The organism is Leucobacter chinensis, from assembly GCF_019049105.1.
Taxonomy (GTDB): domain Bacteria; phylum Actinomycetota; class Actinomycetes; order Actinomycetales; family Microbacteriaceae; genus Leucobacter_A; species Leucobacter_A chinensis.
Genome location: NZ_JAHQZR010000005.1, coordinates 163,945 through 186,633 on the forward strand (window position 1 = coordinate 163,945; position 22,689 = coordinate 186,633).

The window sequence follows — 22,689 nt, forward strand, 5'->3', positions numbered from 1 at the left end:
GCCTAGGCTTTCGCGGTTGGCAGCAGAACGGCGGGAGGCCCACGCCTGATGAGGGTTGCTTTGCTGAGACGTGTGAGCACGCTCCAGGTGACGGTGTGCTGGGCCGCCTGTCTTGCCGTTTCTCGAGGCGCCACGGGGGCGGGCAAGAGGGCGACCCAGACACGCAGCCTGGTGACGAAGCGTTGTGCGAGCTCCCAGAGGTGCATGAGCGTGCGCTCGCCGCGGTGCAGAAACGCTACGGTGATCGCGGCTCCAATGAGGTGCGAGAACCACATGGTGGCATCGCCGTGCACGTGCGTCATGACCTGGCCTGACGCGGCGGCGAGTTCGGCGGCGCCGTGCCCGTGGTGGTGAGCGCCGCTCGGCATGGGGCCGCCTGAGGCGAGCCTTGCGACGGGAGTGCCGAGCACGAAGAGGGTGTGAAACAGCGTCTGGCTGAGCAGCACCGAGATGCTGAGCCGGGTGAGTGACAGGGTGCGTCCCGCCAGCAGTACGCAGACGGCGAGCGAAAGAATGAGCGGGGCACACAGGCCGAGCGGCCCTGGCACGTGACCGCCGCCGAGCACGTGGGCGAAGAGCGCCCCGAATGTCGCGATGACCGCCGCAAATGAACCACGCACGAGGTGTGGCATTCGCGAACGTGTTTCCATGAGCCCAAGTATCGCAGATCGCGCTGAGCCGAGCCGTCAGTATGCGGCGGATCGCCGGGCGGGCCCGTGGGACACGTTTTTCACGGGTGAGTACTATGGTGCATAGTCTACTATCGTACATAGTAATAAAACGATGCGTTTGGTCGCTGAGACCCACGCAGCGACAGGAGGTATTTCATGACCGCACGCACACTTCGCTCGTGGTTCGTGCCGCTCGGTATCATCGTGATCGCGGGGCTGCTCATTGCCCTCATCGTCTTGCAAGTGAAGAACGGTGGAGCGGGGGTCGCGACTCAGGATGAGCAGGAGGAAGCCGTTGACCTGAGCTTCGTTGAGGCTCGCGATGAGGCAGACGTTCAGGCAGCTGGTCCTGCCGATGCGCCGGTCGGTCTCGTCGTGTACTCCGACTACCAGTGCCCTTTCTGTGCACGGTGGTCGAACGATGTGCTGCCGCTCATGCTCGAGTATGCCGAACGGGGCGAGCTGCGCATCGAGTGGCGTGACGTGAATCAGTACGGGGCAGATTCAGAACGTGCGGCTCTCGCGGCGCACGCGGCGGGTCAGCAAGACGCGTTCTGGGAGTTCCACGACGCGCTGTTTCCTGACGGCGAGCACCTTAGCCCTGACCAGCTCTCGGCCGAATCGCTGAGCGCTCTCGCGGGCTCGCTCGGGCTTGATGTCGAGCGGTTCTTGGTCGACCTCGAGGCAAAGGCGTCACTCGAGACGGTGCAGCGCTTTGCCGCAGAGGGGCGCGAACTCGGGGTATCGGGTACGCCGACCTTTGTGCTGGGCGGCGAGCCGCTCGTCGGGGCGCAACCCGAGAGCGTGTTTGTTGACCTCGTCGACCGTAAGCTCGCCGAAGCGAGGTAGCGCGGTGAGCATCGGTTATCTCACCGCGTTTCTTGGCGGCATCCTCGCGCTCTTGAGCCCCTGCAGCGCACTGTTGTTGCCCGCATTTTTTGCCTCGACCGTCGGCACGAAATTGCGCCTGCTCGTGCATGGTGCTGTGTTCTATCTGGGCCTCGTGCTCACGCTCGTGCCCTTTGGGCTTGGCGCCGGCGCGCTCGGTTCGGTGCTCATGCAACGGCGCGGGCTCGTCATCGCGCTTACGTCGCTCGTGCTCATCGTGCTTGGCATGATGCAGCTGTTTGGTTACGGTTTCGATCTCGCGCGCGTGCTGCCGGGGGCGGGCCGACTACAGCAGCGGGCCACGAAGCGCAGTGGCCTTGTGCGCACGCTGCTGCTTGGCTCGGTGAGCGGGGTTGCGGGGTTTTGCGCTGGCCCCATTCTTGGCGCGGTGCTCACGCTCGCGATGGGGCAGGGCAGTGCGTTCACCGCGGGTGCGCTCCTCGCGGTGTACGGTGCGGGGATGGTCGTGCCGCTCGTCATCATCGCGGCGCTCTGGGAGCGCATGGGGTCGCGGGGTCAACGCTTGCTTCGGGGCAGGGGCTTCACCCTGTGGGGCAGGCAGTGGCACACGACCCAGGTCATCACGGGGTTCGTCATCATCGCCGTCGGGGTGCTGTTCTGGCTCACGAACGGGCTGGTTTCGCTGCCCTCGCTCGTGCCAACCTCGGTGCAGGCCTGGGCCGGCGAGAAGGGGGCAGCGCTCGGCGGCCCTGTCTTCGACGCCATCGCGGTGGTGTTGCTCGCAGCGGGGGCGCTGCTTGCCTGGTGGTTCGCGAGGCGTCGGCGGGAGCGCGATCCCGAGGGTGCAAGCTCGAACGCTACTCGGTGAGTGTTGCCTCGAGGTTCTGCACGAAGGTCTCGGTGGGCCGTATTCCAGAGATGAACTCGCCGTTGAACACGAACGAGGGGGTCTCTGAGACCCCGAGGCGAAGCCCCTCGCGCTCTTTGCGTTCGACGTTTCGCTGCACCTCGGCGGCGGTGAGGTCGGCTCTGAACCGCGCTGGGTCGAGCCCGAGCTCCGCCGCGAGTTCGACGAGCGCGTCTTCCTCGAGCGCTTCGGCGCTCATGCCCCGTGCGTCGCTCGACAGTGCCTGGTGCATCGCGATGATTTCGCCCTGCAGGGCAGCGGCGTACAGTGCCTTCGCCGCGGTGCGCGATCCCTCGCCCGAGAGGTTCACGGGGCGAAACACGAGGCGCAGTTGCTCGCTCTCGACGTACGGCAAGAGTGCGGGCAGGGTATCGCGGCTCCAGTGGGAGCAGAACGGGCACTGGTAGTCGGTGAGCACCGTGAGCTCAGTCGGCGCTGCCGCGTCGCCAACCGTGAGCGGATCGGCCGCGGGGTTACGCAGGGCCCGCCACGTTTCCTCTTGCTGGGTGGTTGAGACCGCGTCGGGCTTGGGCTCCCAGCCGCGGTCGGCAAGAAAGGAGCCTCCCACGATGAGTGCGATGATGACGAGAAAGGCGAGTGGAACGCCAACGTTGACGGTGTATGAACGGGTTGTCGGGCCGGTCAAGTTTGGTCTCCAATGCGGTGTTGTGCTGAGCATGTTCTCAGGTCGAGGTGCGAACCTATCGACATGATGACTATGTAGCATAGTAGACTATGTGGCACCGCATGAGATCGCTCAGCGGTGAAACGTTGGTCACGCAAAAGGCGCAAGGTGCCAGGCTAGTGGCTGAGTGAAAGGCAGTGCAATGTCACAACACGGGGTGGTCACCAGAGTGCGCCGCGAGCTGCGGTTGGCCGGGCGGGCGCTGCGTGCCTGGACACCCCGCCAATTCTTTGTCGCTGCGGCAACCGCTCTCGGTTTTGCATTGCTTGTCGGTATCGTCACCGTTCTCATTCCCAACCCCTGGTTCGCTCGCGATATCGATACGGTGTGGTGGAATTACCCGGTGCTCGCGCTGACCGCTGTTGGCTCGGGCATGCTCACGGCAACCTATGTGCGCCCATCTTCCGCTCAGCAGGTCGCCCCAGACACAGATCTCGCCTCGAAGGCTGAGAAGCGTAGTGCTCGCATGGGCGTTGCCGGCGGCCTGCTCACCTGGTTTGCCGTTGGCTGCCCAGTTTGCAATAAGATCGCGCTCCTCGCCCTTGGCTACTCGGGCGCTATCACTTGGTTCGCGCCGCTGCAGCCGGTGCTCGCGATCGTTGCGCTGGTACTCACGTGCCTCGCGCTCGTCTGGCGGCTGCGCGGGCAGGTCGCCTGCCCGGTCACACCAAACCCCGCCCAGCCTTACCGCGAAGAGGTCTCAGCATGAACGACGTGAATCACGAAGCACACCGACGGGGCGTGGCCGGTGAGCCCGCGAGGCTCGGCGCGCTCGAAGCCCAGGTGATGGAGGTGCTCTGGCAGGCTTCGCCGCAGACGGTTCGCGAGATTATCGAACAGCTCGCTGCCCCTGCCGCCTACACGACGATCGCCACGGTGCTCACGAACCTGCGCAAGAAGGGGCTCGTGTGCACCCGCAAAGATGGTCACGCGACACTGTACGGTGCGTGCCAGAGTCGCGAAGAGCACGCCGCGAACATTATGGATCATGCTTTGACCGCGAGCGGTGACCGCGCAGCCTCGATTCTGCACTTCGTGAACACGAGGCCTGAAGACGACGTTGCGTTGCTCAAGCAACTGCTGTTGGGCGAGAAGGCCGACTAATGCTTACCGCGATCATGGTCGTGAGCCTGCCAGCACTGCTGCTGGTGGCGGCGGTCGGGGCCCCGCGGCTGTTGCGTCACGCGGCACCGGCGCTCGCGCGTGCGCCGCGCTTTGCGGCTCTCGCACTCATGTCGACCGCGCTCCTGTGGGTTGCCGCGCTCGTCGCAATCGGTCCCGTGATCGCCTGGGTCAGCACCGGCCCCGCGTGGTTACCCGAGCAGGCGGCCGCCGTGTGTAGCAGGTGCCTGAGCGCCGCTTCGCCGCTCGGCGAGAGCACGGTTACGCTCGCGATTCCCGCGGTGCTGCCGCTTGCTCTGCCGCTGCTCGGCCTCGCCGCTGTCGCCGCGGGCCTCATTCGTGAGAGCGGTTCGGTGCGGCGTGCACGCGCGTCACTCGCTACGTCACTCGTGGCAAAGGCCAAGCCGTGCACGCTGCTCGGTACGAGGGTGCTGCTCACGAATGATGAGGCGCCCGTCGCCTACTCACTTCCTGGAACGTCGGGAGGTATCGTCATTTCCCGTGCAACGGTGCAACTGCTCGACAAGACTGAACTCGCGGCAGTGCTTGCCCACGAGCGGGCGCACCTGAGTCAGCACCATCACCGCTGCCTCACGGTGCTTCGCGGCGTGACCCACTTCTTTCGATACGTGCCCGGTACTCGCGCCGTGCGAGACGCGGTGCCGCACTACCTTGAAATCGCTGCCGATCAGGCGGCAAAGGCTGAGACGGGCACCACGGCACTCGCGGCGGCCCTACTCAAACTGGGCCAGCCTGCCGACCTGCACCCCTCGCAAGCGAAGGCTCAGGCGACCCCACACGCGGTGCTGCACGCCGCTGGATCTGAGCGCATTCGGCACCTCACGGGACAGCCCTTGCCTCCCGCGAGCAGGGCGCTCGCCGTGGCTGCTGGCCTCTATGCCGTGATGCTCGTGGCGATTGTGAGTGCAGTGCACCTGCCTTATGTTCTGGCGGTGCTCACGGGATGCTGAAGCCAACCATGAGGCGCGAACGTCGCGCCGTACGAACCGAGAGTGAGCGAGCGATGACTGTTCATACCTCTACCCAGAACCGCCACGTTGACCGCCCGAGGCGACGCCTCTCAGAGGTCGCCTTTGTCGCCTTCGGGGCCACGGTCTTTGGTGCGGGTTTGCTCGCGGTCACGACCTACTGCGTGACCTGCGTGTACCCCGCGACGGTGACCGGGCTAGGCTAGAGCGCCCTGCCCGGCATTGCCGAGTGTTACTGCTTGGTCTGCTGCGCGCGAAGCAGATCGCGGATCTCGGTGAGCAGGTCTTCTTGTGACGGCGCCTCTTCGATCTCTGCAGCCGGTCGCGACTCACGTGCCTTGTTCATCGGGAGGACGAAGATGAAGTACACGACGGCTGCGACGATGAGAAAGTTGATGATGGCGCCGATGAGCGCGCCGAAGGCGATCGCACTGTCACCGATGGGAACCATGAGCGCGTTATCGAGTGAGTCTGCCTTGAACACCACACCAATGATGGGGTTGATCAGTGACTCGACGACGCGCTCGACAACGGTGTTGAATGCGGCACCAATGACCACGGCAACCGCGAGGTCAATGACGTTGCCGCGCATAATGAAGTCTTTAAAGCCCTTGAACATCGAATCCCCTTTGCTCGGGTGCAGCAGCGGTTCTGCGGCACTCCCCTCTAAGAATCTTAATCAAGATTGTCGGTGGTAGTCAGTAGACTTTTCGCATGAAGAGCGAAGCCCGTGAGCACCTAGAAATTGAACGCAAGTATGAAGTCGGCCTTGATGCGAAGATGCCGAGCTCCTTTGCTCGTGCGGGGCTCGAAGCAGTGAGTCCTGAGGTGTTCCAGCTTGAGGCGGTCTATTGCGATACCGTTGATTTTTTACTCGCGAGGCACCGCATCGCCGTGCGCAGGCGAACCGGCGGTCACGACGCGGGCTGGCACATCAAGGCGCGCGGTAGCGAGGGCGTGCACGAGATGGAGTGGCCAGTGAGCGATGAGGCGCCGCCCAAGCTGCTCGATTCGCTTGCTGAGCTCGTGGGCCGCAGGGTTGACGAGCTCCGTCCTATCGCGACGATCTCGACGGTGCGCACGAGCACCGTCCTGCGTGATGCCACGGGGGCCGATGTGGTCGAGGTGGTCGATGACCTCGTGAGGGCTCACGACGGCGTACGCGACGTTGCCCGGGTTTGGCGAGAGTGGGAGGCCGAGTTGCTGCCCGGCGCAGACGAGTCGTTGCTCGCTCTGATCGAGCCCGAACTCACCGCTGCCGGGGCCAGGCCCTCACTCAGCGAGTCAAAAATTGGTAGGGCGATGGGCACCGCCTTTGAGACGGCGGCGCGAAGGGGCGACAGCCCAGAGCAGCTCGCGGCCCTCGCGGTCTCTGATGCGGCCGATCGTTTGGCAGCGTTTCCTGAGGCGGGAGACGACGCAGAGCGCGTCGCTCAGCTCCGAAAGATCGCACGCAATCTTGAGGCTTGACGCAATATGCTTGGGGTATGTCTGAAATCAATGCGCGGGCCAGGAAAAAGCAGATTATCGTCGGTCTCGTGTCAGGTGCGGTCACCGGTGTCATCATTAGTGCCCTCACCCAATTTTGGTGGTGGCTTCCAACTGGAATCATCCTTGGTCTCGCGAGCGGCATGCTCATGAAACCACCCGCGCAGAAGTAACGTAAGGGGCGGGCAAATGGGGTCCCGCAGAAAGTGAGAGTGACGACGTGCAGCAAACCGTGTTCGAACGTCAGCGCCCGGCCGCAAAGATCGTTGAAGATGCCTTGCGCGACACCAAGCTCTCTTGCTTCTGGATCGACGACGTCAAACCCCAGACCACGAGATACCCGGTACTCGGCGGAGACCTGAGTGCCGAGTACGTCGTCGTTGGTGCGGGCTATGCGGGTCTGTGGACCGCGATCAAACTCAAAGAAGAGCGTCCCGATGCACGGGTCGTCGTGCTCGAAGCCCGGCGAGTCGGGTGGGCTGCCTCCGGCCGCAACGGCGGGTTCTGCGAAGCCAGCATCACGCACGGCGAGGCAAACGCCGAGGCGCGGTGGCCAGATCACACTGAGCAGCTTCGCCAGGCCGGTCACGAGAACCTTGACGCGATGGAACGCTTCATTACCGAGCACAAGCTCGACGTTGATTGGGAGCGCACGGGCCAACTCTCGGTGGCAAACGAAGACCACCAGACGCAGTGGCTCGGCGAAGACCCGAACCCGGGGGTCGTGACCCTCAGCGCCAGTGAAACGCAAGAGCGCATCGCATCGCCGACCTTCATTGGGAGCGACTTCGACGCTACAGGCTGCGCGATCGTGCACCCCATGAAGCTCGCGCTTGAGCTTGCTCGGCACGCGCGCGAGCTTGGGGTCGAAATCTACGAAGAGTCACGCGTCACGAAACTCGACGGCAAAACCGACGGCCCCGTGACGCTGCACACTCACCTCGGCACCGTGACCGCGCAGCGCGTGGCACTGTGCACCAACGTGTTCCCGTCGCTCCTCAAACGGTATCGCTGGCACACGGTGCCAGTGTACGACTACGTGCTCATGACCGAGCCACTCACCGACGAGCAACTCGAATCAATCGGTTGGAAAGGGCGTGAGGGGCTCGCCGACATGGCCAACCAGTTTCACTATTCGCGTCTCACGGCCGACAATCGCATTCTTTGGGGCGGCTATGACGCGGTGTATTTCGCCGGCGCCAAGATCAAGTCTGAGTACGAAGATCGCCTCGAAAGCCACGAAAAGCTCGCACGCCACTTCTTCACGACCTTCCCGCAGCTCGCAGGCGTGAAGTTCACCCACCGCTGGGCCGGGGTGATTGACACGAGCACCCGCTTCTGCGCCTTCTTCGGCCAGGCACTCGGCGGCCGTGTGCAGTACGTCGCGGGTTTCACAGGCCTCGGCGTCGGTGCGACGCACTTCGCGGCCGACGTTGTTGTCGACCGCTTGCACGGCCGCATCACCGAGCGCACCGAACTGCCCATGGTGCGTGAGGTGCCCCTGCCGTTCCCGCCAGAGCCCGCCGCCTCGATGGGCATTCAGTTCACTCGTTGGTCGCTCAACCAGGCCGACCACCGCGAGGGCAAGCGCAACCCGCTGCTCAAAACCCTCGATGCGTTGGGGCTAGGCTTCGACTCGTAGGCGCGGCTCTTCAACCGCGTGGCGTTGCCAATGTGCCACCTTTTCAGCCAGAATATGTGAGGTACCTCTGAGGCGCAGCCTCGTGTGCCCGCACACCGCCCCGCCTCACACCAACGGAGTACGCCCATGGCCTGGAAGCTGCACGGCGACGGAAACGTCGTTTCGCAAGACGAGATTGTTCTGCCAGAAGAACGACTGAGCTGGATTCGCACGATCGGCTTCGGCGCACAGCACGTCGTCGCCATGTTCGGTGCGACCTTCCTCGTGCCGCTCATTACGGGCTTCTCGCCAACGGCGACCCTCTTCTTCTCGGGCATCGGCACGATGCTCTTCCTGCTCATCACGCGCAACCAGATGCCGAGCTACCTGGGCTCGTCGTTCGCCTTCATCGCACCCATCATGGCTGCGAAGGCAGCGGGCCCCGAGGGTGACCTCTCGCGTGCCTCATTCGGTATTCTCGCGACCGGCATTCTCTTCGCCCTCATCGGCTTCATCGTGACGAAGACCGGAACGGGGTGGATCAACGCGCTCATGCCCCCGGTCGTCATGGGCGCCGTCGTTGCGCTCATCGGTTTGAACCTCGCGCCCGCGGTGAAGAACAACTTCATGTCGAACGAGTTCCACCCACACTCGACCCCGATTGCGCTCATCACGCTCGGCGCTATTCTGCTTATCACGGTGCTCTTTAAGGGGCTCATCGGTCGCCTCTCGATCGTGCTCGGAGTGTTTGTGGGCTACATCGCAGCGCTGCTCTACGGTGCGGTTGACCTGGAGGCCGTCGAGAAGGCCGACTGGCTCGGCCTGCCTGAGTTCCACACGCCGGGCAACCCGTTTGCCGATCCGACGCTCTGGGGCCTCCTGCCCGCGTTCCTGCCAGTCGTGCTCGTGCTCATCGCCGAGAACGTGGGGCACGTGAAGAGCGTTGGTCTCATGATCAACCGCGACCTCGATCCGCTCACCGGCCGCGCTCTCATCGCCGACGGGCTCTCGACCGTGCTCGCGGGCTTTGGCGGCGGTTCAGGTACGACCACGTACGGCGAGAACATCGGCGTGATGGCCGCGACCAGGGTGTACTCGACCGCGGCCTACTGGGTAGCCGGCATTTTTGCCCTCTCGCTGAGCTTCTCGCCGAAGGTTGGGGCGCTCATCAACACGATTCCACCGGGGGTTCTCGGCGGTGTGACGGTCGCGCTTTACGGGCTCATCGGCCTCATCGGCATTAAGATCTGGATCGATAACGGCGTCGACTTCTCGAAGCCCGTCAACCAGTTCACGGCGGCGGTCGCGCTCATCGTCGGTATCGCCGATTTCACCTTCCAGTTCGGCTCGGTGATCTTCAACGGCATCGCGCTCGGAACGATTTCGGCAATCGTCGTGTACCACCTCATGTCGGGCATCACGAAGCTCCGCAAATAGTTCCTGTGAAAACACCCACACACCGTGCGGCAAACCGCGAAAAATGGCGGCAGCGTTTATGGTGGCGGTGTGTGGAGTGCAGATAAAAAACGCAAGAATAGCGTGAACCCGAGCGGTCTCGATGAAGAGACCGTACGCGGGCGTGCCGTCAGCGACCCCTCCACGAGCACGACTCAACCCGAGGTGAACGGGGAAGAAATGACTGAAGAATACAAGACCGAGAGCCTTCACGACGCCGACTTCGCCGAAGCCGAGCTCACTCGAAAAGCGAGTCTCGCTCCGGTCGAACGCTTCGCCGCAGAGCACGCCGAGTGGCGTGAAGAGATCGGCATGCTTGGCGGCACGAACTCGCTTCTGCACTTCACCGACGCTCACCGCGACCAGATCGAGCTCTCGACCACGCACCCTGGCGGCCTTCCGCAGTTCATCAGCGGCAACAAAATTCTGCTCTCGGCGCTCATTCGTGACGATCTGGCGCTTCGCCAGGCGAAGGTCGGCGCCGGGCGGGTGACCGATAAAGCGGTCGAGATGCGCACCGAGCGTGGTCTTGAGACCGTGCATCTCGCGATCGGCATTGCGAAGTGGGAGTTCGAGGGCGACGAGTTTTGCGCTCCGGTTCTGCTGCGCCCCCTTGCGATTCGCCGTTACGGCAGCGACTTCGAGCTGAAGCTCAAGCAGCGCCCCTTTGTGAACGTGGCCCTCGTGCGCGCCCTGCAAGAGCAGTTTGGAGTGCGCGTTGACGCGACCGAACTGCTGCAACTCTCGCACTCGGCCGGCGTGTTCAAGCCGCAGCCGGTCATCGATCGCCTGCGCCAGGTCGCGGCGGGTGTTGACGGGTTCACGGTGCAGCCGCGGCTCGTGGTCTCAACGTTCCACGATGTCGCTCACGAACTCCTCACCTCACTCGGCGAGCTTGATCACCCCGTCATCGATGCGGTGTGCGGCTCAGAGACCGCGCAAACCCAGCTCGCGAAGTCCTTCGGCCAGGCGACCGGCACCCCGATCGACGAACGAGCCCCCGAGACTGACTCGCACCTGTCGAGCGCCGACAGTCAGCAGGAAGAGGTGCTCGCGCAGGTCAAGGCGGGCAACTCGATCGTGGTGCGCACGCTGCCTGGAACGGGCGGCACGCAAACCGTGGTTAACGCGATCGGTGCGCTCGTCAACGCCGGCAAGCGCGTGCTCGTCGTCTCACCGCGCCGTGCGACCCTCGACGGCATCAGCTACCGGCTCGGCCGCGTGGGCCTTCCGGGCCTCGCCGCCTCACCCCGCACGCTGCGCCGCAACCTCGTCGAATCGATCAGCCGGGCCGAAAACGCGAAGCCGGGCATGAACCGTGATGTTGACGAGGCGCTCGTGCGCCTGCGCACGGTGCTCACCGACTACCAGGGTGCGCTCGTCACGCCCGACCGCAAGCTTGGCGTCTCGCCGCTTGACGCGTTGCACGCCCTGTCGCGGCTCACTCGCCAGGACGTTGTTCCCACGACCGCCGTGCGCCTCGATGACGAGGGCCTCGCGCAGCTTGCGCTCGATCGAAGCGCCGTCGCCGAAGACCTCACCGAGGTTGCCCGCCTCGGCCAGTTCGAGTTCGGCCCCGAAGATTCTCCCTGGTACGGCGTCTCGTTCACCTCGCGCGATCAGGCCGACGAGGCCTACCAGCTCGCGGTTGAGCTCGCCGAGACCGAGTTGCCAAGGCTCACGCAGATGGCGGGCGACGTGGTCTCGCAAACCTCGATGCGCCCCTACAATTCGGTCGCCGAGCTCGGCATCTACCTGCGCCTTCTGAGCGGCATTCGCGAGACGCTCGATCGCTTCGTGCCAGAGGTGTTCGACCGCTCGCTCACCGAGATCATCGCGGCCCATGCGCCGCGCGGCAGCGACGAGATGTCGGGAGCCAATCGCCGGCGCCTCAAGAAGCTCGCGCGCGAGTTCGTGCGTCCCGGCGTCACGGTCACCGATATGTACTCGCGCCTCGTGCAAATTCAGCAGCAGCGTGTGCTGTGGCAGCGGTACAGCGAGGTCGTTGGCGCGCGCCCAGAAGTGCCCGTCGGCATCTCAGACCTCGTCGTCGCCTTCCAAAAGACCTACCAAGATCTCGACCGTCTCGACGTCATGCTCGATCCCGAGCAGCAGGGCGAGCGGTTGCGCAACATGCCCATGCCTGACCTCGCGGCGCTCATGACCGAGCTTTCGCGTGAGTCAGAGGTGTTGCAAAACATTCAGGAGCGCACGGCCCTCGTCGAGCGGCTCGGCCAAGCGCATCTGAGCGCGCTGCTCGAAGACCTCTCGATGCGTCACGTGCCGGCCTCAGAGGTCGCGAACGAGCTCGAGCAGGCCTGGTGGCAGTCGGCGCTCGAGTACATGCTGCGCACGAACGAGTCGCTGCTCAACGCCAACACGAGCGTCATCGAGCGCCTCGAATCAGACTTCAGGCTCGTCGATGACGCGCACCAGCGCGCCAACGGCCCGACTCTCGCGGCCCAGCTCGGCCACGCGTGGAAGGTCGCGGTGCTCGACCACCCCGCCGAGGCCCAGGCCCTCAGGCAGTCGCTGCGCGCGGGCGAGGTCACCCCGGCCGAGATCTCGACCTCGGCGCCACACCTACTCGAAACCTTGGCCCCGGTGTGGGCGGTCTCGCCCTACGAGGTGCCGAGCCTGCCGCGCGACCTGCGTTTCGACACGGTACTGCTCGTTGACGCGAGCGCGATGACCTTCGCCGAATCCTTGAGCGCCGTCGCAAGGGCCCAGCAGGTGGTCGCCTTTGGCGACCCCGTCGTGCAGCATCCCTCGCCCTTCACGATTGGGGTCTCGGGCGCAGCGGCCGGCGCGGCTGGATCTGCGGCCGCGGTGCACTCTGGCGGATCCGCCAAGAATGCCCCCGCAAGCGACCCCAGCGCGGCGGTGGCCTCGAGCCCGCAGGCCCTGTTCAGCAGGCCGGCGAAGGCCAAGGGCGAGCCCGTCGCCGAAGAACCAGAGACGCGCTCGGCCTTCACCGACCTTGCCGAGGTGCTGCCCGAGTTCGCGCTCACGCAGAGCTACCGCGCGGGCGGCGCTGACCTCATTCAGCTCGTCAACGAACGCTTTTACCAGGGCAAGATCGCCTCGCTGCCGTGGGCCGGAACCTTCCTCGGGCACTCAAGCATCACGCACGAGTTCGTCGAAGAGGGGCAGGGGCTGCCCGACCGTGAGGCAGGCGCCGTCGAGAGCCCCGATGGCGAGGTTGCCCGCGTCGTGCAGCTCGTGCTGCGTCACGCGAGTGAGCACGCCCAGGAGTCGCTCATGGTCATCACCGCGAGCCCCGTTCACGCCGTGCGCGTGCAGCAGGCGGTCTTGCGGGCCTTCGCGAAGTTTCCCGAGTACCGAGACTTCTTGCTCGGCGAGCGCGCTGAACCCTTCGTTGTGCTCACGCTCGAGCAGGCGATAGCGCAGAGCCGCGACCGCGTCATCTTCTCGGTCGGCTACGGCCGCACCCCGCACGGGCGTGTGCTCTCAAACTTTGGCAGCCTCACCGAGCCCGGCGGTGAACGCCTCGTCGCGGTCGCGATGACGAGGGCCCGCCGCGCCATGTCGATCGTCACGAGCTTCATGCCCGAAGATCTCGAGACGACCCGCGTGCGCCACGGCCTCGTCGAACTACTCGACGTGCTCTCGGCCAAGATCACCCCGTCGATGCCCAAGGTGCTGCCCTCAGAGCGCGACCCCATGCTCACCGAGCTCGCGACCGAACTCGAGGCCCTCGGCCTCGCGGTGGCGCTCGACTACCAGGGCATGATTCCGCTGGCCGTCGCCTATAACGGCAAGGCCATCGCGATCGACCTCGACGCCGACGTGCGCGAGGGCTCACTGCGCGAGACGCTGCGCCTGCGCCCCGCCGTGCTGCGCCGCCTCGGCTGGCACTACAACCGGGTGCATAGCTTCGACCTCTTCGCGAACCCCGCCGAGGTCGCGCTGCGCATCGCCGGAACGATCGGCTACGAGCCCCAGCACACCGAAGAGCACAACGATACCGGTCAGGTGAACCTCACCGGCACCGTCTCGGTCGCCCCGGCCGACGCGCACACACTCGCTGAGCCCCTGCCGCCCGCCGCCCCCGTCGAGTCGGTCTCGGCCGACTTGCCCGGAGCCGCTAGGGCCAATGGCGCGCAGAGCGACCCGGCGGGCGCCGCCGGTGACTACGACGAGACCGGTGTCATCGTTTCTGACGATCACTAATATGGCTACCTCTGACGACTCGAAGCCTGCCCAGCCAGCCAAGCGTCGCAACCGGCGGGTGGTGACGCCGCCACCCGCGGGCAGCGATCCGCAACCGGCGGCGCACGGCCACCCCGAACGCTGGGACGAGACGGGCGCGGCACCGCGGGGTGCTCGCGGGGCCGGCGAGAACGACGAGCGCCTCAAGAACGACAAGCCCCCGCACTGGGGCTGAGCGTCGGCCGCGTGCCGTCAAAAAGTGTCGATTCTTGCGCGAATTTCGACACTTTTTGACCATACGATGGGCGGATCGGCGCGGTGCGAATCGGCGCGAGCGCGGGCCGAGGCGGGCGCGTCAGCGCGTGGCCGAGCGAGCCGGCCAGCCGGGCGCTTTAGTTCTCGAACCGAAAGTGGTGGATCGCCTCCGGGGTCACCGCGCCCGTGATCGGCACATCGTGCAGGTCGGCGGGAACCTCGGCCAAGATCTCGTTCTCGCGAACGACGGCGAAGACGGGGGGCCGCTGGTCCATCGAGCCGAGCGACTTGTCGAAGTAACCGCGGCCCCAGCCGAGACGATTGCCCGACTCGTCGACGGCGCACGCCGGGATGATCATGAGGTCAACGTCGTTCACAGCCATGGGGCTGAGCGGTGTGCCCTGTGGCTCGGGAATGCCGAAAAGGCCGGGTTCGGCGTCGGGGCCACTGTATGAGACCCAGTCGAGTAGACCGTCTTCGCGCGAGATCGGCAGCATGACGTCGACGTCATGGGCTCGGGCCCACTCAAGAAAGAGCAGGGTGTTTGGCTCACCGATGACAGGAAAGTAGCAAGAAACCGAGTGGGCTTCGCGGGCCTCTACGAGGCGCTGCAGCTGCTCGGTGAGGCCGTGGGCCTCGGCATTGCTCTGCTCTTCGGTTACTTGCCTGCGTTGGACACGCACTCGCTCGCGAATTTCTCGCTTGCGAGTGTCTATATCGGCTGTCATACGATTCAGTCTACTGTTGATCGTTTGTTAGCGCCCAGAAAAGCGAGTTAAGCTTGCCCTCATGAACAAGAAGTCAACTTCAGGCGTCACGAAGGCGGTCATTCCAGCCGCTGGTCTTGGCACCCGCTTTCTGCCTGCGACAAAGGCAATGCCCAAAGAGATGCTGCCGCTCGTCGACAAGCCAGCGATTCAGTACGTGGTTGAAGAGGCCGTGCACTCGGGACTTGAAGACGTGCTCATCATCACGGGCCGTAACAAAGACAACCTGCTGAACCATTTCGACTCGGTTCCCGAGCTCGAGTTTGCACTCGAACGCAAGGGCGACGATGGTCGTCTCGACCGCGTCCACGCGGCGAGTGACCTTGGCGAGGTGCACTTCTTGCGCCAGGGCCAGCCCCTCGGCCTTGGCCACGCGGTTGGCCGGGCGCGCGCGCACGTGGGCGATGACTCGTTCGCGGTCTTACTCGGTGACGACTTGATCGACGCGCGCGATCCGCTGCTGACCCGCATGGTCGAAGAGCACGATGCGCGTGAAGCGACGATTATCGCGCTCATGGAGGTTCCGAAAGAGGCCATTCACCTGTATGGTTGCGCAGCGGTCGAAGCGACCGATGACGACGACGTGGTGAAGATCACCGGGCTCGTCGAGAAGCCATCGCCAGAAGAGGCTCCCTCGAACCTCGCGGTCATTGGCCGTTACGTGTTGCGCCCTGAGATCTTTGACATTCTCGAAAACCAGGGCCCCGGCCGTGGCGGCGAGATTCAGCTCACAGACGCGCTCCACACCCTCGCCGAGGGTGGAGGAGAGCGCCCCGTGTACGGCGTCGTCTTCCGCGGTCGCCGCTACGATACGGGCGACCGCGCCGACTGGATTAAGGCGAATCTGCTGCTCGGCGTCGATCACCCAGAACTCGGTGACGACCTGCGTGAGTGGGTTCGTGAGTTCGCACAAACGCTCGAGTAGGCTTCGTGCCCTTCAACCCGCGCTTCTCGCTCACCAAAGGTGACGTCGAGGTGAGAGTCATTCGTCGCAGCGACGCAGAGCCGCTGCGACGAATGCTCGCCGAAAACCGTGCGTGGCTCTCACCGTGGGAGGCCTCGATTCCCGGGGCAACGTTCGAGACACCGGGTGAAGCGCCGCTTGGCCCGGTGATCCGCTATCTGCGCAAGCGTATGCGTCAGGGCCACGGCGTGCCCTGCGTCGTGCTGTTTCGCGGCGAGGTTGTGGGCCAACTCAGCATCGCCGACATCGCCTGGGGAGCCGTGCGCTCGGGTCAAATTGGCTACTGGATCTCGCGGGAGTACGCCGGCCGCGGCATCACACCGACCGCCGTGCAACTGCTCATTGACCACGCCCTTTTCTCGCTCGATCTGCACCGCATTGAGATTTGCCTCCGGCCCGAGAACGTCGCCTCGCGCCGCGTTGTCGACAAGCTTGGCCTGCGCTACGAGGGCTTGCGCGAACGCTACATCTATATTGACGGCGGCTGGCGTGACCATGATTGCTTCGCCGTGACCCGCGAAGAACGGGCCCACTCGCTCGGCCTCGGCTAACTTCGCCATACACCCTGTCATGCTGTGTGTTTGCATGACGCTCGGCGTGCCGCGGTTCGGCTTTCCCGCGCACCATTTACGGTTGTTGCATGGATAGCGGCGTGTTTGGCGGAGGGCTTCTGCTCGTGGTGCTCGCGCTGCTCTGGGTGGTGGTGTTGATTCCCGCATGGTCGCGCAATCGTCAGTATCGCGCGGCTGAGAAACATACCGCCCACATTCAGCGCACGCTACGCATGATTGCCGAGACCTCTGAGCTGCCCGAAGAGCACGTCGTCGAGGCTACCGCCAAAACTGCGCTGCAGCACCAGAAAATGTTAAAGCAAATGCGCAGCCAGGAGGCCGCAGCAGAGAAAATCGAGCAAGAAAAGCTGCGTGCCGCTGGACGCCTCGCCGAATATGAGCTCAAGAGAGAAGTCGCCATGCAGAAAGCACAGCTGAGAAGCGCCAAGCTGAGCCACCCCCGGTTGAAGCCGGTGCGGCTCGTGGCTGCCCTCGCGACCGTGCTCGGCCTCGTCGGGATTCTCATCGGAGCAGGCATGGCCATCGGCGGGCTCGGCCCGGCAACCCTGCTCGTAGCGCTTGCCTCGGCTGGGCTCGGGCTTACGACGCTCGTGGTGCTCGCTCCCGGCAAGGCCGCGAAGCAGACTCAGCAGGCCCCGGCACCGGCGCAGCCTGTCGCCCGCCCGCAGCAGCCGCTGCTCGACCTTGAGGTCGAGACCCCTGAGCCTGACACCTCGCACGAAGAGTACCTCGCCCAGCAAGCCCGTGCCCGCGCGCAGCGCGAGCGCGCGAGGGCGATGTCGCAGGCCCGCAAGCAGGTCGCGCAGCCCTCTGAGCGCGTGAATCAGACCAACTCGATCCTGCTGCGCGAGGGCGATCTGAAGCCCCGAATGGCTGGCGCCGTTGCTGAAACCCCTGCCGCGGATCACCCCGCATCAGCCACCCCGAGCGAGTCTCCGGCTGCTGGCGCTGCGGCTCCCGCTGCTGGCGTGGGCTCGGCCGCCGAAGCACAGCGTGACTCGCGCCCCATGCTCGACGTAGAGGCGAAGACCAAGCGCCTCGCTGCCCAGGAACGCCTGCGTTCGATGGGCGTTGTCGGCGACACCGCTCAGGGCGCACCCAACATTGCAGACGCACTGCGCCGCCGCCGCAACGTAAGCTAACTGGCGGCTTGCCCGCTCCCAGCAAATTGTTTGCACTTTTTACCTGATTTCACGTGGTTTCGGCCCGAAAGTGCAAACAATTTGGCGATGGCAGGCGGGCAGGGCTAACCCAGCCCGGCCAGCCCATACACGAAGGCCCCGCACCCCTGAAGAGGGGCCGGGGCCTTGGCGCGGCAGCAAGGAGGGAACGCTAGGCGTTCTGCCCCAGCTGGTCGAGCAGCAGCTCGACGTTTTCTGGTGTCGAGTATTCGATCAACTCGGGAACCATGACGATAGCGACCGTCGCGATAACAAACAGTGCGATCAGGGCGAGCACACCGGCCGAGAGCGGAACCCAGAAGGTGAGCTTGCCGCGACGCAAACGCTGGATGCTCCAGAGCAGAGCAACCGCGTAGATCGAGAGCATGAGCAGTGCGCCGATTGACTGGATCACTGTGATCGACGAGGGAATATCAAGGTTGTCGGCTCCGAGCGCCTCGCCGATGATCTCGAGTTGGGCGCCGAGGGTGAGCATTCCGAGGGCGAACTGCATCGCGGCGAAGGCGCCGAGCACGAGCAAAATGATCGTTACGACTTTGTCGCCGGTCGAGCTCGACTTCTTCTGGCCTTGCGGTGCGGGCGCTCCCTGCGGTGCAACGGGCGCACCCGGGGTAGTGCTGGGCGCGACGGGGGCTGCCGTCGGGGCCTGCTGCCCGGCTCCCGAAGCGACACCAAGGTTATGCGGAACGCCGGGATTGCGCGGAGCACCAGCGGATCCACCCCCTGCCGTGCGGCCAGCGCCCGAAGCGTCACCCTGCTGGGCTGCGGCCGGCGAGACCCAGCCCTCGGGGGCCATCTCGCCGTAAAGAGGCTGAGCGGGTGCCGCGGGTGCTGCCGCTGCTGCAGCGGGCGCGGGTGCTGCAGCCAGCGCAGCTGGTGCAGCTGGTGCAGCGGGCACCGTCTCGGGGGCTGCCGCCGCAGCGGGCGTTGCTACCGGTGCCACAGGCTCGGCCGAGACCGGAGCCCCGGTCGCCGCCTGGCTGGCCTGCTCTTCAGGGGTGGGCTGCTGATCGCTCATGATGCTGCTCCTTAAACGTTACGCGGTGATAGAGTTGCCGGCCGAGCCGAGCTGCTGTGCCGCTTCAACGACGCGGGCAGCCATTGAGGCCTCGGCCTTCTTGCCCCATGCGCGGGGGTCGTACTGCTTCTTGTTGCCGACCTCGCCCTCGATCTTCAGCAGGCCTTCGTAGCCCGTGAACATCTCGTGCAACGCGCCGCGGGTAAACGCGTACTGGGTGTCGGTGTCGATGTTCATCTTGATCACGCCGTTGCGCACGGCTTCGGCGATCTCTTCGGCGCTCGAGCCTGATCCGCCGTGGAACACGAGGTCGAGTGGCTTGTCGCCGGTGCCGTATTTGGCCTGCAGCCCGTCCTGAATTTCTTTGAGGAGTGATGGGCGAAGCTCGACCTTGCCCGGCTTGTACACGCCATGCACGTTGCCGAAGGTGAGGGCCGTCATGTAGCGGCCCTGCTCGCCGAGACCGAGCGCATCGACCATGGCGGCAGCGTCGTCGAGTGTCGTGTAGAGCTTGTCGTTGATCTCGTGGCTCACGCCGTCTTCTTCGCCGCCAACGACGCCAATCTCAACCTCGAGAATCGAGTCAATAGCCTTCATGCGGGGCAGCAGTTGCGAGGCGATCTCGAGGTTTTCTTTGAGTGAAATCGCTGAACCGTCCCACATGTGCGACTGGAAGTAGGCAACGCCACCCTCGCGCACGCGCTCCTCGCTTGCCTCGATGAGGGGCATCAAGAAGCCCTCGAGGTTTTCTTTGGGGCAGTGGTCGGTGTGCAAAGCGACGGTCACGGGATACCCCTTTGCGACCTCTTCAGCGTACTTCGCAAATGCGATGGCGCCACCGATACGGTTTTTCGTGGTGTGACCCGCGAAGTAGTCGGCGCCACCGGTCGAGACCTGCAAAATGCCGTCAGAGCCAGCCTCGGTCAGCCCCTGAAGCACCGCGTGCAGCGTCTGTGAGCTTGACACGTTGATGGCTGGAAAAGCGAAGGCTTGTTCCTTCGCGCGATCGATCATTGCTGCATACTGCTCGGGGGTTGCGACTGCCACTGAATCTCCTTATTGATGCACCTTGGCGGCCAGAAAGGCCGTATACCTGACAGTTTAGCCGGGAGAACTGCGAACTTCAGGTGTCAATGGCGTACCCTTAGAAGGCATCCGATTCGCTAAGGAGTTTTTCCGAAATGAACACCCTCAATACCCTGAGCCCACTTCAGCCAGATCGCAACCTCGCGATGGAGCTCGTGCGTGCGACTGAAGCTGCTGCTGTGCAGGCTACTCCCTGGGTGGGGCGTGGAGACAAGAACGCGGCCGATGGCGCTGCGGTCGATGCGATGCGTCGCTTCCTTTCGACGGTGTCAATGGACGGCACGGTCGTTATTGGTGAGGGCGAAAAAGATGATGCTCCTTGGCTCTACAACGGCGAGCGAGTCGGCAACGGCATGGGTGCCGCCTGCGACGTGGCCGTTGACCCGATTGACGGCACGCGCCTGACCGCCGAGGGACGCCCCGGCGCCGTTTCGGTGATCGCTGTTGCTGATCGCGGATCGATGTACGACCCATCGGCCGTCTTTTACATGGACAAGCTCGTCTGTGGCCCTCAGGGCATTGGCGTTGTCGATATTCGCAAGCCGATGAGTGAGAACGTTCGCGCCTTCGCGAAGGCGAAGGGCGTCGAAACCTCTGACATTCGTGTTGCCGTGCTCGACCGGCCACGACACGCTGAGCTCATTCAGGAGATCCGCGACGCGGGCGCAGGCGTGCGCCTGTTCATGGACGGTGACGTGGCAGCTGGCATCCATGCCGCTGAGTGGGACACTTCGGTTGACATGTGCGTCGGCATTGGTGGAACCCCAGAGGGCATCATCACCGCCTGCGCTGTCAAAGCACTTGGTGGCATGATTCAGGGCGTTCTGAAGCCCGTCGACGATGACGAGCGCCAGAAGGCAATCGATGCGGGCCACGACCTCGATCGCGTGCTTGAGGCAAACGACCTCGTTGCGAGCGAGAACACCTACTTTGTCGCGACCGGCATCACGCAGTCTGACTTCCTTGACGGGGTTAAGCGCCGCGGTCCCTTCGTGCGCACCGAGAGCGTCGTTATGCGCTCGTACTCGGGCACGATCCGCTATGTCACTACCGACTCGGTACCGCGTCCCTGGGCCTAAAGAGATATACCAACCACACACGGGGGTTCACGATGCAGGCTGCACCGGCGTTGGCTTCTGAACCTCTGACTCCGTACGCACGGGCGAGGCTCCGCTTCGAGATCGCGATTGTTCTCGCGCTCTCGTTCGGGGCCTCTGGTGTGTACGCGATCGTGCAACTCATTGAGGCTGCCACGCGCGAGGCAGCGCTCAACACGCAACAGATGCACATCAACCGGCCACTTTCAGACCGGCCGGGCTTTGACCTCACGATGCAGCTGTTGTCGTTCGTGTTCGGCCTGGCCCCGGTCGCGCTGGTTGTCTGGTTGACGTGGCGGGAACGTAGGCCACACATGGGGGCGCTGGGTGTTGCACGTGGAACACCCCGTGAGCGATTGCGCGAGATTGGCGGCGGCTTCGCACTCGCCGCGGCGATCGGAGTGCCAGGGCTCGCGTTTTACGTGACGATGCTCGTGATCGGCCTCAACCTACAGGTCGTTCCTACCTCGCTGAATGCCTACTGGTGGACGGTGCCGGTGCTCGTTCTGCAGGCGCTCAAAGCGGCCCTGACCGAAGAACTCGTGGTCGTTGCCTACCTCTTCTATCGTCTCAAACAGCTTGGCGTCGCCCCCTGGGTGGTTATCGTCTCGTGTGCGATCCTGCGCGGTAGTTACCACCTGTACCAGGGCTTCGGCGGCTTCATTGGCAACGTGATCATGGGCCTCGTGTTCGGTTGGGTTTACCACCGCTGGGGCCGCATCATGCCGCTCGTTGTCGCCCACTGGCTGCTCGACATTGTGAGCTTCGCGGGTTATCCCCTCGCGATGGCGTGGTGGCCGCAGTTTTTCGGTTAACAGACTTGGCGGTCGATCGCCGGCTGCGTGAACTCGGGGTGCACTGGTTCGAAGGTCAGCGGTTACTCTGTCACCGCTTCGCCGCCACCGTGCTCAGCACGAAACACGTGCACCAGTGCGTTGGCGTGTCCGTGGCCAACGCCGAGACGCTTTAAGAATTCGACCTGTTGCATGTGCTTTTCGCCACGAACTGCTTCGAGCTCTTCGAACCAGGCCGCGATCGGTCGTTCGTATTTTTGCTCGATTGACGGAAAATATGATTTGGGCCCCTTGACGGTTTCGCTCATGGTCTGGTCACTTTCTGATGGTTGGGTGCTGACACACTAAGGCCGGGAGGCCCGCTGGCACAAGAGGGTGCGTGAATCGCATCTTGGGCAGAACATTGGGCTAACTTGCCGTCGCCTACAGTGGTGAAACCCCGGTCAGATGCTCGAACACGATCTGTGTTTGCGTTTGGGTGAGTGTTTCCTTCGACGCGAGGTGCTCAGCGATGAGCTTGCGCAGCGAATGCACGCTCTCGGTGCTCACGTGCACGATGAGATCTTTGTCGCCCCCAATGAGAAAGACCTGCTGCACGCCGGGTATTGCGCGAAGTTCTTCGGCAATGACGGGAACGAGGCTGCGCTGCATGGGGTGTACGCCGATGAGTATGAGTGCGCTCACGAGCTGGCCTGCTGCGAGTGGATCGATCTCGGCCCGATAGCCCCGAATGACCCCGCGCTTCTCAAGCGCTTGAACGCGGCTGTGGCAGGTCGAGGTGGCAATGCCGACCCGTTCTGCGAGCGTCTTGTACGGCAGCCTGCCATCGGTGGAAAGCTCAGTGATGATCTTGCGGTCGATCTCGGTGAGTGGAAAAGTACTCATACGGCGCCCTCTTTTGCTGCGATGATTCGGTAAAAAATAAAACGAGCCATGCTATTTTCGAATATTTTACTGTTCTGTTTGCAAAGTGGCTATTGTTTGTCAGAATCAAT

The 22,689-nt window shown here is 64.1% G+C and carries 25 protein-coding genes; 17 read left to right on the plus strand and 8 right to left on the minus strand.

Annotated elements, in window-relative coordinates:
- Positions 1-2: 2 nt before the first annotated feature.
- Entirely contained in the window at positions 3-650 is a 648-nt protein-coding gene (locus KTJ78_RS06820; protein ID WP_217133865.1) for a hypothetical protein, read from the minus strand.
- 177 nt (positions 651-827) lie between these two features.
- Here KTJ78_RS06820 and KTJ78_RS06825 point away from each other — a divergent pair, with 177 nt between their 5' ends.
- Both KTJ78_RS06825 and KTJ78_RS06830 read left to right on the plus strand, forming a co-directional pair.
- Entirely contained in the window at positions 828-1,520 is a 693-nt protein-coding gene (locus KTJ78_RS06825; protein ID WP_217133866.1) for a DsbA family protein, read from the plus strand.
- A gap of 4 nt (positions 1,521-1,524) precedes the next feature.
- Entirely contained in the window at positions 1,525-2,388 is an 864-nt protein-coding gene (locus tag KTJ78_RS06830) for a cytochrome c biogenesis CcdA family protein (protein ID WP_217133867.1), read from the plus strand.
- Here KTJ78_RS06830 and KTJ78_RS06835 read toward each other — a convergent pair.
- Positions 2,378-3,073: a DsbA family protein gene (locus KTJ78_RS06835; protein WP_217133868.1), complete on the minus strand. Its 696-nt coding sequence runs from the start codon at positions 3,071-3,073 to the stop codon at positions 2,378-2,380. The genes KTJ78_RS06830 and KTJ78_RS06835 overlap by 11 nt on opposite strands.
- A gap of 181 nt (positions 3,074-3,254) precedes the next feature.
- On the opposite strand from KTJ78_RS06835, the gene KTJ78_RS06840 reads away from it, so the two are divergent.
- The 4 genes from KTJ78_RS06840 to KTJ78_RS06855 are packed head-to-tail and all read left to right on the plus strand — an operon-like array spanning position 3,255 to position 5,429.
- Positions 3,255-3,821: a hypothetical protein gene (locus KTJ78_RS06840; RefSeq protein WP_217133870.1), complete on the plus strand. Its 567-nt coding sequence runs from the start codon at positions 3,255-3,257 to the stop codon at positions 3,819-3,821.
- Positions 3,818-4,216: a BlaI/MecI/CopY family transcriptional regulator gene (locus KTJ78_RS06845; RefSeq protein WP_217133872.1), complete on the plus strand. Its 399-nt coding sequence runs from the start codon at positions 3,818-3,820 to the stop codon at positions 4,214-4,216. Before KTJ78_RS06840 ends, KTJ78_RS06845 begins: the two co-directional genes overlap by 4 nt.
- Entirely contained in the window at positions 4,216-5,205 is a 990-nt protein-coding gene (locus tag KTJ78_RS06850) for a M56 family metallopeptidase (RefSeq protein WP_217133874.1), read from the plus strand. Before KTJ78_RS06845 ends, KTJ78_RS06850 begins: the two co-directional genes overlap by 1 nt.
- Positions 5,206-5,258: 53 nt before the next feature.
- The gene (locus tag KTJ78_RS06855) at positions 5,259-5,429 is read left to right on the plus strand and encodes a hypothetical protein (protein ID WP_217133876.1); all 171 of its coding nucleotides are present in this window, start codon (positions 5,259-5,261) and stop codon (positions 5,427-5,429) included.
- Between the two features lie 26 nt (positions 5,430-5,455).
- Here the strand turns inward: KTJ78_RS06855 and mscL are convergent, their stop codons facing one another.
- Positions 5,456-5,842, minus strand: a complete 387-nt coding sequence (gene mscL, locus KTJ78_RS06860) for a large conductance mechanosensitive channel protein MscL (RefSeq protein WP_217133877.1) — start codon at positions 5,840-5,842, stop codon at positions 5,456-5,458.
- Positions 5,843-5,937: 95 nt separating this feature from the next.
- Here mscL and KTJ78_RS06865 point away from each other — a divergent pair, with 95 nt between their 5' ends.
- The 6 genes from KTJ78_RS06865 to KTJ78_RS06890 all read left to right on the plus strand — a co-directional run bounded on the left by KTJ78_RS06865 (position 5,938) and on the right by KTJ78_RS06890 (position 14,195).
- On the plus strand, positions 5,938-6,693 hold the full coding sequence (locus KTJ78_RS06865) for a CYTH domain-containing protein (protein WP_217133879.1): 756 nt from the start codon (positions 5,938-5,940) through the stop codon (positions 6,691-6,693).
- A gap of 17 nt (positions 6,694-6,710) precedes the next feature.
- On the plus strand, positions 6,711-6,884 hold the full coding sequence (locus tag KTJ78_RS06870; protein WP_217133881.1) for an HPP family protein: 174 nt from the start codon (positions 6,711-6,713) through the stop codon (positions 6,882-6,884).
- A gap of 47 nt (positions 6,885-6,931) precedes the next feature.
- Positions 6,932-8,353 carry an NAD(P)/FAD-dependent oxidoreductase gene (locus KTJ78_RS06875; RefSeq protein WP_217133882.1) on the plus strand — a complete coding sequence of 474 codons (1,422 nt, stop codon included), beginning with the start codon at positions 6,932-6,934 and terminating at the stop codon, positions 8,351-8,353.
- Between the two features lie 126 nt (positions 8,354-8,479).
- Positions 8,480-9,769 carry a uracil-xanthine permease family protein gene (locus KTJ78_RS06880; protein WP_217133883.1) on the plus strand — a complete coding sequence of 430 codons (1,290 nt, stop codon included), beginning with the start codon at positions 8,480-8,482 and terminating at the stop codon, positions 9,767-9,769.
- Positions 9,770-9,967: 198 nt separating this feature from the next.
- A complete protein-coding gene (locus tag KTJ78_RS06885) occupies positions 9,968-13,981 on the plus strand; it encodes a DUF4011 domain-containing protein (RefSeq protein ID WP_217133884.1) in 4,014 nt (1,337 codons plus the stop codon).
- A 1-nt stretch (position 13,982) separates the two neighbouring features.
- Positions 13,983-14,195: a hypothetical protein gene (locus KTJ78_RS06890; protein WP_217133885.1), complete on the plus strand. Its 213-nt coding sequence runs from the start codon at positions 13,983-13,985 to the stop codon at positions 14,193-14,195.
- Between the two features lie 157 nt (positions 14,196-14,352).
- Here KTJ78_RS06890 and KTJ78_RS06895 read toward each other — a convergent pair whose 3' ends face one another.
- Entirely contained in the window at positions 14,353-14,943 is a 591-nt protein-coding gene (locus tag KTJ78_RS06895) for a 5-formyltetrahydrofolate cyclo-ligase (protein WP_217133886.1), read from the minus strand.
- 61 nt (positions 14,944-15,004) lie between these two features.
- Here KTJ78_RS06895 and galU point away from each other — a divergent pair, with 61 nt between their 5' ends.
- From galU to KTJ78_RS06910, 3 genes are all read left to right on the plus strand, one after another.
- Positions 15,005-15,907: a UTP--glucose-1-phosphate uridylyltransferase GalU gene (gene galU, locus KTJ78_RS06900; RefSeq protein WP_217133887.1), complete on the plus strand. Its 903-nt coding sequence runs from the start codon at positions 15,005-15,007 to the stop codon at positions 15,905-15,907.
- Between the two features lie 5 nt (positions 15,908-15,912).
- Positions 15,913-16,497: a GNAT family N-acetyltransferase gene (locus tag KTJ78_RS06905; RefSeq protein WP_369808016.1), complete on the plus strand. Its 585-nt coding sequence runs from the start codon at positions 15,913-15,915 to the stop codon at positions 16,495-16,497.
- 89 nt (positions 16,498-16,586) lie between these two features.
- Positions 16,587-17,660, plus strand: a complete 1,074-nt coding sequence (locus tag KTJ78_RS06910; protein WP_217133888.1) for an AAA family ATPase — start codon at positions 16,587-16,589, stop codon at positions 17,658-17,660.
- A gap of 190 nt (positions 17,661-17,850) precedes the next feature.
- On the opposite strand, the gene KTJ78_RS06915 is transcribed toward KTJ78_RS06910, so the two are convergent.
- Positions 17,851-18,717: a DUF6264 family protein gene (locus KTJ78_RS06915; RefSeq protein ID WP_217134040.1), complete on the minus strand. Its 867-nt coding sequence runs from the start codon at positions 18,715-18,717 to the stop codon at positions 17,851-17,853.
- A gap of 18 nt (positions 18,718-18,735) precedes the next feature.
- The gene (gene fbaA / locus KTJ78_RS06920; RefSeq protein ID WP_217133889.1) at positions 18,736-19,764 is read right to left on the minus strand and encodes a class II fructose-bisphosphate aldolase; all 1,029 of its coding nucleotides are present in this window, start codon (positions 19,762-19,764) and stop codon (positions 18,736-18,738) included.
- A gap of 134 nt (positions 19,765-19,898) precedes the next feature.
- Here fbaA and glpX point away from each other — a divergent pair, with 134 nt between their 5' ends.
- On the plus strand, positions 19,899-20,882 hold the full coding sequence (glpX, locus tag KTJ78_RS06925) for a class II fructose-bisphosphatase (protein ID WP_217133891.1): 984 nt from the start codon (positions 19,899-19,901) through the stop codon (positions 20,880-20,882).
- Between the two features lie 32 nt (positions 20,883-20,914).
- A complete protein-coding gene (locus tag KTJ78_RS06930; RefSeq protein ID WP_217133893.1) occupies positions 20,915-21,715 on the plus strand; it encodes a CPBP family intramembrane glutamic endopeptidase in 801 nt (266 codons plus the stop codon).
- 62 nt (positions 21,716-21,777) lie between these two features.
- Here KTJ78_RS06930 and KTJ78_RS06935 read toward each other — a convergent pair whose 3' ends face one another.
- Both KTJ78_RS06935 and KTJ78_RS06940 read right to left on the minus strand, forming a co-directional pair.
- Positions 21,778-22,002 carry a DUF4287 domain-containing protein gene (locus KTJ78_RS06935; protein WP_217133895.1) on the minus strand — a complete coding sequence of 75 codons (225 nt, stop codon included), beginning with the start codon at positions 22,000-22,002 and terminating at the stop codon, positions 21,778-21,780.
- A 115-nt stretch (positions 22,003-22,117) separates the two neighbouring features.
- Positions 22,118-22,579 carry an Lrp/AsnC family transcriptional regulator gene (locus KTJ78_RS06940; RefSeq protein WP_217133896.1) on the minus strand — a complete coding sequence of 154 codons (462 nt, stop codon included), beginning with the start codon at positions 22,577-22,579 and terminating at the stop codon, positions 22,118-22,120.
- Between the last annotated feature and the right edge of the window lie 110 nt (positions 22,580-22,689).